The 12633-nt window shown below is 71.7% G+C and carries 11 protein-coding genes; 9 read left to right on the top strand and 2 right to left on the bottom strand.

The annotated features are described in order from the left end of the window. Positions 1–14: 14 nt before the first annotated feature. From AB0I81_RS25930 to AB0I81_RS25900, 7 genes are read left to right on the top strand one after another with little or no spacing between them, the layout of a single operon-like run. Positions 15–1301 (top strand): ABC transporter substrate-binding protein, encoded by a 1287-nt coding sequence (locus tag AB0I81_RS25930; RefSeq protein ID WP_360661179.1) that lies wholly within the window; start codon positions 15–17, stop codon positions 1299–1301. Beyond that, positions 1298–2251, top strand: coding sequence for a sugar ABC transporter permease (locus AB0I81_RS25925; RefSeq protein ID WP_360661176.1), 954 nt, complete (start codon positions 1298–1300; stop codon positions 2249–2251). Before AB0I81_RS25930 ends, AB0I81_RS25925 begins: the two co-directional genes overlap by 4 nt. Continuing rightward, positions 2248–3081, top strand: coding sequence for a carbohydrate ABC transporter permease (locus tag AB0I81_RS25920; RefSeq protein WP_360661173.1), 834 nt, complete (start codon positions 2248–2250; stop codon positions 3079–3081). The genes AB0I81_RS25925 and AB0I81_RS25920 overlap by 4 nt, the downstream gene beginning before the upstream one ends. Continuing rightward, positions 3078–4328: a family 1 glycosylhydrolase gene (locus AB0I81_RS25915; protein WP_360661171.1), complete on the top strand. Its 1251-nt coding sequence runs from the start codon at positions 3078–3080 to the stop codon at positions 4326–4328. Before AB0I81_RS25920 ends, AB0I81_RS25915 begins: the two co-directional genes overlap by 4 nt. Next, complete coding sequence (locus AB0I81_RS25910; protein WP_360661168.1) at positions 4322–5827, top strand: alpha-N-arabinofuranosidase; 1506 nt, start codon at positions 4322–4324, stop codon at positions 5825–5827. The genes AB0I81_RS25915 and AB0I81_RS25910 overlap by 7 nt, the downstream gene beginning before the upstream one ends. After that, positions 5824–7401 (top strand): arylsulfatase, encoded by a 1578-nt coding sequence (locus AB0I81_RS25905; RefSeq protein WP_360661165.1) that lies wholly within the window; start codon positions 5824–5826, stop codon positions 7399–7401. Before AB0I81_RS25910 ends, AB0I81_RS25905 begins: the two co-directional genes overlap by 4 nt. 47 nt (positions 7402–7448) lie before the next feature. Further along, positions 7449–8516, top strand: coding sequence for a LacI family DNA-binding transcriptional regulator (locus tag AB0I81_RS25900; RefSeq protein ID WP_360661162.1), 1068 nt, complete (start codon positions 7449–7451; stop codon positions 8514–8516). On the opposite strand, the gene denD is transcribed toward AB0I81_RS25900, so the two are convergent. Together denD and AB0I81_RS25890 are read right to left on the bottom strand one after the other, a co-directional pair. Continuing rightward, positions 8517–9506 carry a D-erythronate dehydrogenase gene (gene denD, locus AB0I81_RS25895; protein ID WP_360661159.1) on the bottom strand — a complete coding sequence of 330 codons (990 nt, stop codon included), beginning with the start codon at positions 9504–9506 and terminating at the stop codon, positions 8517–8519. It lies immediately after the preceding gene. A gap of 64 nt (positions 9507–9570) precedes the next feature. Further along, on the bottom strand, positions 9571–10341 hold the full coding sequence (locus AB0I81_RS25890; RefSeq protein WP_360661156.1) for a GntR family transcriptional regulator: 771 nt from the start codon (positions 10339–10341) through the stop codon (positions 9571–9573). Positions 10342–10509: 168 nt separating this feature from the next. Between AB0I81_RS25890 and trpB the strand changes: the two genes are divergently transcribed. Together trpB and trpA are read left to right on the top strand one after the other, a co-directional pair. Continuing rightward, positions 10510–11667: a tryptophan synthase subunit beta gene (gene trpB, locus AB0I81_RS25885; protein ID WP_360661791.1), complete on the top strand. Its 1158-nt coding sequence runs from the start codon at positions 10510–10512 to the stop codon at positions 11665–11667. Then, positions 11667–12479, top strand: coding sequence for a tryptophan synthase subunit alpha (trpA, locus tag AB0I81_RS25880; RefSeq protein ID WP_360661153.1), 813 nt, complete (start codon positions 11667–11669; stop codon positions 12477–12479). The genes trpB and trpA overlap by 1 nt, the downstream gene beginning before the upstream one ends. Positions 12480–12633: the final 154 nt, after the last annotated feature.

Below are 12633 nucleotides of genomic sequence, written 5' to 3'. Positions count from 1 at the left end.
ATCGAGGGGAGATCATGAGAGAGCACGCGCGACCCATCCGCAGTGCGCGATGGCGGGCGGCGGTCGCCGCGGTCCTCCTTCTGAGCTCGGCCGCGTGCGGCGCCCCGTCCGCGCGGAGCGACGGCAAGCTGGTGCTCACGTTGTGGCACGGCTTCACCGAGGCCGACGGCAAGATGTACGAGAAGCTCATCGGCGACTTCAACCGGGCCAACCCCGACATCGAGATCAGGCCACAGGCCAACACCTGGGACGTGATCGCGAACAAGCTGCTTCCGGCGTTGTCGGCGAACCTGGGCCCCGACATCGTGGCCCAGCCGACCTCCTCCGCGGTGACGTACATCAAGAAGGCGGCGTTCGTCCCGCTCGACGGGCACTACCGCGAGCACGCCGCCGACGCGGCGAACTACGTCCCGGCGGCCGTGCAGGCCTCGAAGGTGGACGGCAGGAACTACGGCGTGCCGTTCGCCTTCGCGCCCGACATGCTCTACTACAACAAGACGATGTTCGAGGCGGCGGGCCTCCATGAGCCGCCGAAGACCTGGGACGAATGGGTCGAGGCGGCCAGGAAGCTGACCGTCGACCAGAACGGCGACGGCGTCCCCGAGCAGTACGGCCTGGCCCTGACCAGCCACGGCGCCGCCTCTCAGGTGATCTGGAGCGGCATGCTCGCCCAGAACGGCGGCGGCGTGATCCGCGACGGCCAGGCCGTGTTGTCCGGCCCGCGCAACACCGAGACGCTGACGTACTGGCAGAACGCGGTGCGCGAGCACCGGATCTCCCCCGCCGGGATGGACGACCTCGCCGCGACCGACCTGTTCGCGGCCAAGAAGGCGGCCATGATCGTGCTCGGGCCGTGGATGGCCCAGCGCTCCAAGCAGGCGGGCATCGACTACGGCATCGCGCCCATCCCGGCGGGCCCGCGGGCGAAGTCGGTGGGCACCCACTCGATCAGCATGTACGCCACCGTCCAGGCCGACGAGGCGAAGCTGGCGGCGGCGGACCGGTTCTTCGCCTTCTTCAACGGCAAGCAACGCCAGATCGAGTGGTCGGTCGGCTCCGGCTGGCCGCCGAACAGGACCGACGTGAGCCCGGAGGAGTTGTCCGCCAACCCGGACGTCGCCTCGATCTCGAGGTCCAGCGAGGACGCGGTGGTCGACTTCGGCGGGGTCGTCGACTACACGGGCGTGAGCACCGACTTCGACACCGCGACACAGAAGTCGATCACCGGTGAGCCCGTCTCCCGGGTGCTCGCCGAGTCGCACCGCAAGATCCAGGCGAAGCTGAACGAGGAGCGGGAATGACGGCCACGGAGCAGGGCGCGCGCGCCTACCGGGCGCCCCGGCGACTCGGCGGCAACGGGCCACGGCGGGCCGGCGGCGCCGAGGCGGGCAAGGGCCGGCGGGCCGCGTCGTTCCTGGCGCCCGCGATCGTGCTGCTGGCCGTCTTCCAGTTCTGGCCGATCATCCAGACCCTGCTGGTGTCCTTCACCGACTCCAGCGGGTTCAACGAGGCGAACTGGGTCGGCCTGGACAACTACCTGAAGATCGCGACGGATCCGGAGGTCCGGCAGTCGTTCCTGACCACCGGGATCTACGCGCTGCTGTTCACCCCGTCGGTCGTCGTGGTCGCGCTGCTCGGGGCGCTGCTGCTGAACCGCAAAATGCCGATGCGCGGCCTGGCCAGGACGGTATTCTTCATGCCGTTCGTCATGTCGTTCGCGGTGGCGGCGCTGGCCTGGCAGTTCCTGCTGGACCCGAACGTCGGCCTGGTCAGCCACTGGCTGGGCAACGTGGGCGTGCACCTGGGCGACCTGCTCGAATCGCCGACCTGGGCGATGCCGACCGTGGTGTTCGTCGCGGTGTGGAAGATGTCCGGCTTCTACCTGATCATCTTCCTGGCCGGCCTGCAGGCCATCCCGCGCCACCTGTACGAGGCGGCGCAGGTGGACGGCGCCGGAGTGCTGCGCCGGTTCACCTCGGTCACCCTGCCGGGCCTGATGAACAGCCTGGAGTTCGTGATGATCTTCGCGCTCATCGCCGCGCTGCAGGCCTTCGACCAGATCTACATCCTGACCAAGGGCGGCCCCTACCGCAGCACGGAGACCGTGGTGATGACGCTGTTCACCGAGGGCTTCGGCAACCTCGAACGCGGCATCGCCTCCGCGCTGGCCATGACGCTGATGCTGATCACGCTGGTCTTCAGCGCGATCCAGTACCGGTGGTTCGGACGACGTGAAGGAGATCAGGGATGACGGCCGTGACCCGTACCTGGACCGGCCGGATCCTGCTGCTGGTCCTCACGCTGGCGGCGATCGCGTTCATGGTGCTGCCGACGCTGATCGTGTTGCTCACCGCGTTCAAGTCGCAGGCGAACATCGACCGGTGGCCGCCGACGCTGCTGCCGGGGGCGCCGACGCTGGACAACTTCGCCACCATCCTGGACACGCTGCCGTTCGCCAGGATGTTCCTCAACAGCCTCGTGTTCGCCGGCGGCGTCACGGTGCTGACCCTGATCTTCGACTCGCTGGCGGCCTACGCCCTGGCCAGGATCGACTTCCGCGGGCGGCGCACGCTGCTGCTGGTGCTGATCGCCACCCTGATGGTGCCGTTCCAGGCGACGCTGATCCCCGTCTACCAGATCGTGGCCGACCTCGGCTGGGTCAACACCTTCCAGGGGATGATCGTGCCGCGGGCGGCCAGCGTGTTCGGCATCTACCTGCTGCGGCAGTTCTTCGTCGCGCTGCCCCGCGACCTGGACAGCGCGGCCCGGCTCGACGGGGCCGGCGAGTTCCGGGTGTTCTGGTCGATCGTGCTGCCCAACGCCCTGCCGGCGCTGATCACCCTGGGGCTGTTCTCGTTCGTCAACAACTGGAACGACCTGCTCTGGCCGCTGATCTTCACCACGACGCCCGAGATGGCCACCGCCGTGTCCGGCCTGTCGCTGCTCACCGGGCAGTCGGGGACGGCGCCGTACGGGGTGATGATGGCCGGCGCGCTGATCACCACCGCACCACTGGTGATCGTTTTCCTGTTCTTCCAGCGGCGCTTCGTCGAGGGCGTGGCAACCACGGGGATGAAATGACCAAGAGATGGTATGAGTCGGGCGAGCTGCATTTCGCGCTCGGCATCGAGGACACGTTCGTGCCGCAGCCGGCCCCGGGGGCCCGGCCGGTGGACGAGTACGAGCTGACCCAGCACTACGAGCAGTGGCACGGCGACCTCGCGCTGGCCAGGGAGGCCGGGGCCACCCAGATCCGGTACGGCGTGCCCTGGCACCGCGTGCAGCCCGAGCCCGGCACGTGGGACTGGTCCTGGCTGGACCGCGTGGTGGGCAGGCTCACCGAGGTCGGCCTGACCACGATCGTGGACCTGATGCACTACGGCACCCCGCTCTGGCTGGAGGGCCAGTTCGCCGCGCCCGACTACCCGAAGCGGGTGGCCGAGTACGGCGCCGCCGTCGCCGACCGGTACCGGGACCAGCTGTCGATCTTCACGCCGATGAACGAGCCGCTGCTGACGGCCCGGTTCTGCGGCCGGTTCGGCTACTGGCCGCCGTACCTGACGGGCGACGACGGCTTCGTCCGCCTGCTCGGCGCGCTGTCCGACGGCATCGTGCGCACCCAGCACGCGATCGGCGACGTCAACCCCGGCGCGAGTTTCATGCACGTCGAGGTCTCCTCCCGCTACGAGGCCGGCGGGCACGAGGACTCCGAGGAGCTGGCCTTCCTGCGGCACTCGGCCTATGTGGTCGAGGACCTGGTCACGGGCCGGGTGGACGCCGCCCACCCGCTGGCCGGCTACCTGACCGGGCACGGGATGACGGACGACGACCTCGCCTTCTTCCGCGCCAACCCCGCCGTGCCCGACGTGATGGGCGTCAACTACTACCCGCAACACTCGACCGAGCGGTTCGTGCCGGGCATGTCGCGCGGCGGGCAGCCGTTCGAGCTGCGCCCGCCCGTCAACGGCTGGACCGGCGGCCTGGCCGAGGTGCTGACCGCGTTCGCCGAGCGCTACGGCAGGCCCGTCCACCTCAGCGAGACCGCCTGGACCGGCACCCTCGCCGAGCGCGCCGCCTGGCTGGACGCCTCGGTCGCCCGCTGCCACGAACTCCGTGAGCAGGGCCTGGACCTGGTCGGATACACCTGGTGGCCGGTGTTCGACATGGTCGAGTGGACCTACCGGCAGGGCGACGGCGCGCCCATGGACTACCGCCTGCCGATGGGGTTGTGGCGGCTGGAAGAGCAGGCCGACGGGCGGCTCGCCCGGGTGCGCACCCCGCTCGTCGACCGTTTCGCGAATCACTGCAGAGGAGTTGCCCCGTGCTGAACGCACGCGTCGCCATCGACCGCGAATTCCGCATCTCGCCGGTACGCCGCAGGACGTTCGGCTCGTTCGTCGAACACCTGGGCCGCTGCGTCTACACCGGCATCCACGACCCGGGCCACCCGACCGCCGACGCCGACGGCTTCCGCGGCGACGTCATCGAGCTGACCCGCGAGCTGGGCGTGAGCACCGTGCGTTACCCGGGCGGCAACTTCGTCTCCGGCTACCGCTGGGAGGACGGCATCGGCCCGGTCGCCGACCGGCCGCGCCGCCTCGACCTGGCCTGGCACAGCACCGAGCCGAACACCGTCGGCGTGGACGAGTTCATGCGCTGGGCGCGCAAGGCCGGCGTGGAGCCGATGATGGCGGTCAACCTCGGCACCAGGGGCATCCAGGAGTCGGTTGACCTGCTCGAATACTGCAACGTCGAGTCCGGCTCGCACTTCTCCGACCTGCGGAGGCGCTATGGCTCGGCGGAGCCGTACGACGTGCGCATGTGGTGCCTGGGCAACGAGATGGACGGGCCGTGGCAGGTGGGCCACAAGACGGCGCGCGAGTACGGCAGGCTGGCCGCGGAGACCGGGCGGGCCATGCGGCTGGTCGATCCGAACCTGGAGCTGGTCGCCTGCGGCAGCTCCAGCTCGGGCATGCCGACGTTCGGCGCGTGGGAGGCCACAGTCCTGGAGGAGGCGTACGAGCAGGTCGATCTGATCTCGGCGCACGCCTACTACTGGGAGGACGACGGCGACACCGCCAGCTTCCTGGCCTCTTCTGTGGACATGGACCACTTCATCGAGTCCGTGGTCGCGGCGGCCGACTACGTGCGGGCGGCCGGCAAGCACAAGAAGCGCATCAACATCTCCTTCGACGAGTGGAACGTGTGGTATCAGACCCGCACGGAGTCCGAGCCGCCGAAGGACTCGTGGCCGGTCGCGCCGCCGCTGCTCGAAGACCGGTACACGCTGACCGACGCGGTGGTGGTCGGCAGCCTGCTGATCTCCCTGCTGCGGCACAGCGACCGCGTGCACGCGGCCAGCCTGGCCCAGCTCGTCAACGTGATCGCGCCGATCATGACCGAGCCGGGCGGGAAGTCCTGGCGGCAGACCACGTTCTTCCCGTTCGCCGACGCCTCCCGGCACGCCAAGGGGGACGTCCTGCGGGTCAGCCTCAGCTCTCCCACGTACGACACCGCCCGCTTCGGGGACGTGCCGGTCGTGGACGCGGTGGCCACCCGTGACGACGAGAGCGGCGAGACGGCGCTGTTCGCGGTCAACCGGTCGGTCCACGAGCCGGTGCTGCTGGAGATCGACCTGCGTGACGCCGCCGAGGCCCGCCTGCTCGCGAGCACCACGCTGACCGCCGACGACCCCGACCTGCGCAACACCGCGGCGAACCCGGAGGCGGTCACCCCGCGCGACAACCCCAAGGTGTCGGTGTCCGGCAGGACCGTCCAGGTCGAGCTGCCGCCGCTGTCCTGGAACGTGGTCCGGGTCGCCGGATGACCGCTCGCCCGGACATCGTCCTGGTCCTGGCCGACGACCTGGGCTTCTCCGACCTCGGCTGCTACGGCGGCGAGATCGAGACGCCCAACCTCGATCGGCTGGGCCGGGCCGGGGTGCGTTTCACCCAGTTCTACAACTCGCCCCGGTGCAGCCCGTCGCGGGCGTCGCTGCTCACCGGGTCGCATCCGCACCAGGTGGGCGTGGGCATCCTCACCGGGGACGAGCGGCCTGACGGTTACCCGGGCGACCTGTCGCGGGACTCGGTGACGGCGGCCGAGGCGTTGCGCGGGGCGGGGTACCGCACGTACATGAGCGGTAAGTGGCACGTCGCGGCGGACATGACCGCCCCGAACGGGTCCTGGCCGACCCGCCGTGGTTTCGAGCGGTTCTACGGCACGATCGACGGCGCGGGCAGCTACTACCAGCCGGTCACCCTCACCCGTGGCGAGCAGGACATCGAGCACGAGGCGCGCGCGCCGGGCTTCTTCTACACCGACGCGATCAGCGACAACGCGGCCGGCTTCGTGACCGGCCACGTGGCGGAGCGTCCCGGCGCCCCGTTCTTCCTCTACCTCGCCTACACCGCGCCGCACTGGCCGCTGCACGCACCCGAGGAGGACGTCGCCCGCTACCGGGGCCGCTACGACGCCGGCTGGGACCGGCTGCGCGCCGAACGGCTGCGCCGCCTGAAGGAGGAGGGCGTGCTGGCCCCCTCCTGGGACCTGTCGGACCGCGACCCGCTCGTGCCCGCCTGGGCGGAGGCGGAGCACAAGGAGTGGCAGGCGCGCCGGATGGAGGTGTACGCCGCCCAGGTCACCAGGATGGACGCGGGCATCGGCCGCCTGCTCGACACGCTCGAACGGCTCGGCCGGCTGGAGAACACGCTCTTCGTCTTCCTGGCCGACAACGGCGGCTGCGCCGAGGAGATGGGCGACGACCGGCCCGGTTTCATCCCGCGCCACCCGACCATGCCCGCCTCGACCCGTTCCGGCGACCCGATCCGCTACGGCAACGACCCGGCGATCATGCCCGGCCCCGAGGACACCTTCGCCAGCTACGGCCGCAACTGGGCGGGCCTGTCGAACGCGCCGTTCCGCGAGTACAAGCACTGGGTGCACGAGGGTGGCATCTCGACCCCGTTCATCGTGCACTGGCCCGCCGCGCTCGGCTCCCCCGGACGGTTGTGCACCGCCCCCCGCCAGCTCGTGGACGTGCTGCCGACCCTGCTCGACGTCGCCGGCGCGGCCACCGGGGAGTCGCGGGAGGGGGCGAGCCTGCTCGATCTCCTGCACGGCCGGGAGGCGCCGGAGCGCACGCTGTTCTGGGAGCACGAGGGCAACGCCGGGGTCCGCCGTGGCCGGTGGAAGCTGGTCCGCAAGCACGCCCGGCCGTGGGAGCTCTACGACATGACCGGCGGCAGGACCGAGCTGCACGACCTCGCCGCCGGGCATCCCGACCTGGTCGCCGACCTGTCCGCCGCCTACGACCGGTGGGCGGAACGTTGCGGCGTCATCCCCCGCGACCGGATCCTGGACTTCTACCGCCGCACCGGCAGGCCGATGCCGCTGGAGTGACCCGCTGGGATTGATAGCGTTACCACCGGATTCCTCAGGAGGGTGCAGTGACAGGGGTGCGGCGCGGTGGCTCACGCCCCGTGGTGATCGGCGACGTCGCGCGGCTGGCCGGGGTGTCGCCCCAGACGGTGTCGCGCGTGTTCAACGAGCAGCCGAACGTACGCCGGGAGACCCGGGAACGGGTGCTGGAGGCGATCAGGCAGCTCGGCTACCGGCCCAACCTGATGGCCCGTGGGCTGGTCCGCCAGAAGGCGCACACCATCGGCGTGATCAGCTTCGACTCCACGTTGTTCGGGCCCGCCTCGACGCTGCTCGGCATCGGCCGGGCCGCCCGTGGCGCGGGATACGGCGTGACCGTGCTGACCCCGGAGAGCTTCGACCGGGGCAGCATCGTGGAGGCGGTGGCGGAGCTGGCCAGCCACGCGGTCGCCGGGGTGATCACGGTGTTCGCCTCCCAGGCCGAGGCCACCAGCGCGCTGCTCACCCTGCCGGCCGGCCTGCCCGCCGTCGCCGTCGAGGCGGCGCCCGACGACTCGGTGCCGACCGTGCGCATCGACCAGGCGCAGGGCGTACGGCTGGCCGTGGAGCACCTGCTGCGGCTGGGGCACGAGACCGTGTGGCACGTGTCGGGGCCGCGCCAGCGGATGGACGCCCAGGCCCGCGTCGAGGCGTGGAGCACCGCGCTGGAGGAGGCCGGGCGGAGCGTGCCCCGCGAGGTGCGCGGCGACTGGAGCCCGGAGTCCGGCTACCAGGCCGGGCTTGAGCTGGCCGAACGCCGGGACGTGACGGCCGTCTTCGCCGCCAACGACCACATGGCGCTGGGCCTGCTGCGGGCCTTCCACGAGCGTGGCGTGCGGGTGCCCGACGACGTGAGCGTGGTCGGGTTCGACGACATTCCCGAGGCAGCGTACCTGATCCCGCCGCTGACCACGGTCAGGCCCGACCACGAGGAGGTCGGGCGGCGCGCCGTGGAGGTGCTGCTCGGCCAGATCGACGGCGGTGCCGTGGCCGACGCGCCGCGCGTGGTCCCGGCCCTGGTACGCAGGGCGAGCACCGCGCCCGTGACACCTCAGACGCCCGGGGGGCGCCGACCGGGAGCGGGCCGAGCACCGTGATCAGCAGGTCGCTCCCGGATGATCTGCGAGGTAGGCACGGACGACGTCGTCGAACGCCCGCTCGGGGGCCAGGCCGAGCCCGTGCGCGCGTGGTGTGCGGAACTCGGCCGGCCAGCTGCCGACGATCGCGCCGATCGCGGGGTCCTCGGCCCAGTCGATCAGGCCGCTCGTCGCGGTTCCGGTGACGCGGTCGAGCGCGTCCGCCATCTCGCGGGGGGTCGTGGTGAGTGCCGGGAGGTTCATCGCCGTGCGGCTGCCCCAGGTCGCGTCGTCCACCTCGGCGGCGCGCAGGATCCCGTCGAGCGTCCTGCGCGGCGAGGACAGGGCGACCGGCGTGTCCGGCGGCACCGGGCAGGGCGCCCGCAGGCCGGCCAGCGGTTCGCGGATGATCCCCGACAGGAAGCTGGACGCGGCGGCGTTGGGCCTGCCCGGCCGTACGGACACGGTCATCAGCCGCACCGAGCGGCCCCGGGCGAAGCCCTTGCGGGTGTAGTCGGCCACCAGTTGCTCACCGATGAACTTCTGGATGCCGTAGCTCGACTGCGGGCGCGGCAGGGTGTCGTCGTCCACGACGCCGGCCGGGCCGATCGCCGGGTCGCTGCCGTAGACGGCGAGCGAGCTGGTGAAGACCAGCACCGGCGGGACGCGGTGCCCTCTCGCGTACTCCAGCAGGGCGCGCGTGCCGTCCAGGTTCGTGCGCAGGCCCAGGTCGAAGTCCGCCTCGGCGGCGCTGCTGACCACCCCGGCCAGGTGGAAGACGGCGTCCGCCGCCCCCAGCTCGCCCAGCGTCTCCTCCAGCGGGGCCACGACGGGCCGTACCCGGTGGTCGGCCGCCAGGTCGGCGGAGGGCGCGGCGACGTCCAGCAGGACCAGTTCGCCGACCGGTACGGGTTCCGCGCCGCCGAGCGCGACGGGGGCGGCCAGCAGCCTCCGGGCCAGCAGTGACCCGATGAAACCGGCGCCTCCGGTGATGACGATCCGCGTGCTCATGCCCTCTCCAATCGGTCTGCTGCCGGGTTTCCCACGAGCTCAGGTCGTGACCGGCGCGGAGTTCTCAGTCGAGCAGGCTCCACTGCAGGGACATGGAGTGGGCGAGCCGGTCGGCGCGGATGAGCATGCGGCTGCCGTCGATGGTGGCCTGGTCGTGGACCAGCGTCGCGCCGTCCACGCCCCGCGTGATCCGCTCGCTGGCGAAGACCGGGCTGCCCGCGGGCAGCCGGAGCAGCTCCGCCAGCCGGGCCGACAGGGCGACGGGCCGGATCGACTCGGTCGCGGAGGCGACGGCGACGCCGCACATCGTGGCGAGCGCGTGGTAGAGCGGCACGGCCTCAAAGTCCTCGCGGCAGATCACCGAGGCGTACGGCTCGGGCACCCAGGACGCCTGGTGCACCGCCGGATCGCCGTCCACCACCCGGACCCGCTCAAGGCGCAGCCCCCTGGCGCCCTCGGCGGCGCCCAGTTCGGCGGCCACCTTCGCCGGCAACTTGCGCACCTGGGCCGACAGGACCCGGGTGACGACCTCGCGCCCCTGGGCCCGCAGTTCGTCGGCGAGGCTGCGCAGCGTCTCCAGCCGGTAGGCCGCCAGCGGCGGTGAGACGAAGGTGCCCCGGCCCGGCTCCTGGACCACGAGCCCGTCGTCGGACAGCGCGCGCAACGCCTGCCGCAGTGTCATCAGGGTCACGCCGAGCGAGGCGGCGAGCTTGCGCTGCGCGGGCAGCGCCTCACCCGGACGGTAGACGCCACGGCGAATCCGGTCGGAGAGCTCCTCTTGCAGGAGGCGGTATTTCGGCTGCGGCGGGCGGCCGGCGTCACCCGTGTTTTTCATGGGTGCCCATCGTATCCAGCCGCCGTCACGTGCCGGTAGCGGCTCCCCGGGGTTGCGCATCGCTCGGGCACTCGCCGATACTGAAGCCAACTGTTCTAGAACGGAGGCCCGATGAGTATCGCGTTGCAGGGCCCGGGCGACGACCTCGCCCGCCGCCATTCATCCGCCATGACAGACCCCGGCTCCCGCGGCCGATTCGGGCGTTTCGGCGGCCGGTACGTGCCGGAGTCCCTGGTCCCCGCCTGCGAGGAGCTCGAAGAGGCATTCCGCGACGCCTGGGGCGATCCGGCGTTCCGTACCGCCTTGAACCAGACGCTGGAGCTGTACGCCGGCCGCCCCACCCCCGTCACCCCGGCCCTGCGGCTGTCCGCGGACCTCGGCGTGACCCTGCTGCTCAAGCGGGAGGACCTGGCCCACACCGGCTCTCACAAGATCAACAACGTGCTCGGGCAGGCGCTGCTCGCCCGGCGCATGGGCAAGACGCGCCTGCTGGCCGAGACGGGAGCCGGCCAGCACGGGGTGGCGACCGCCACCGCCGGCGCGCTGCTCGGGATGGACGTCACCGTCTTCATGGGCGAGCGGGACATGGAGCGCCAGGCGCTCAACGTCTTCCGCATGCAGCTGCTGGGCGCGGAGGTCGTCGGCGTCGCCAGCGGCAGCCGTACCCTCAAGGACGCCTGCAACGAGGCGCTGCGGCAGTGGGTGGCGGCGGTGGACGACGCGCACTACTGCATCGGCTCGGTCATGGGCCCGCACCCTTATCCCTGGATGGTGCGCGAGTTCCAGCGCGTGGTCGGCGAGGAGGCCCGGGGGCAGGCCGCGAGCCTGCTGCCGCGCGGCGTCCCCGACGTGGTGGTGGCCTGCGTGGGCGGCGGTTCCAACGCGGCCGGCACGTTCGCGGGCTTCGTCGACACCCCGGCGCGGCTCGTCGGGGTCGAGCCGGCCGGCGGGGCGGCGCTGACCTCGGGCGAGCCGGGCGTGCTGCACGGCTACCACTCCTACGTCCTGCAGGACCAGGACGGCCAGATCCAGGAGGCGCACTCCGTCTCGGCCGGCCTGGACTATCCGGGGGTGGGTCCGGAGCACGCGCATCTGGCCGACATCGGCCGCGCCACGTACGTGTCGGTCACCGACGACGAGGCGCTCGCGGCGGTGGCGCGGCTGGCCCGCGCCGAGGGCATCCTGCCCGCGCTCGAATCGGCCCATGCCCTGGCGTGGGTGCTCAGGGCCGCGGGCACAGCCGACCTCCCGCCGGGCTCGACGGTGCTCGTCACACTGTCCGGCCGTGGTGACAAGGACGCCGACCAGCTTGCGAGGTTGCTGTGATGATCGGTTCGCTGGAGACGCGGTTGCGGGCGCGGCGCGACGCCGGCCGGGCGCTGCTGGTGCCGTACGTCACCGGTGGGCTCACCGGCGACTGGCTCGACTACCTGCGCGCGTACGAGGACGCCGGCGCGGACGCGATCGAGATCGGCTTGCCGTTCTCCGACCCCATGCTCGACGGCGGCACCATCCAGGAGGCGTCGGACCGGGCGCTGCGCCGGGGCGTCACCCCTGGCGGGCTGCTCGCGGAGATCTCCGCCGCCACCGTCGGGACGCCGCTCGTGGTCATGACGTACAGCAACCTCGTCTTCAGGGCGGGGGCGAGGAGGTTCTGCGACCGCCTGGCGGAGTCGGGCGTCAGCGGGCTGATCGTGCCCGACGTGCAGTACGACGAGGCCGGCGCGCTGTCCGAGGCCGCCACCGCGGCCGGGGTCGAGCTGACGCTGCTCGCCGCGCCCTCGACCGCGCCCGGCAGGCTGCGCGACATCGCCGGACAGAGCCGCGGCTTCGTCTACGGCGTCACGGTCATGGGCACCACGGGCGAGCGCGCCGACCTGGCCGCGTCCGGCCGGTCGGTGGCCACGCGGCTGCGCGAGCTGACCACCACGCCCGTCCTGCTGGGTTTCGGCATCTCCCGGCCGGAGCACGCCGTGGAGGCGTGCGGGTACGCCGACGGCGTGGTCGTCGCCTCCGCGCTCATGCGCCGGGCCCTCGACGGCGCCACCCCCGCCGAGGTCGGCGCGGACGTCGCGAATCTCCGCCAGGCTCTGGACTTTACTCACGCCAGAGGTGTTACAGAGAGTCACCATGGGTAATTGCACTACGTAGCTACAAGGGCCTCCGGCCCGCCGAAGGTCGCGTCTTCCCCACTGTGCCCTTCAGCGGGCCGGACCGCCACGATGGCGGTTCCCCGTAAAGAACACTCCGGAATCACCCCATTCCCCAGAAAGGGCGGCGTAACTAGCTTCG

It is taken from the genome of Nonomuraea sp. NPDC050404 (assembly GCF_040655495.1).
GTDB lineage: Bacteria > Actinomycetota > Actinomycetes > Streptosporangiales > Streptosporangiaceae > Nonomuraea.
This window is presented reverse-complemented; position numbering and strand designations above follow the sequence as displayed.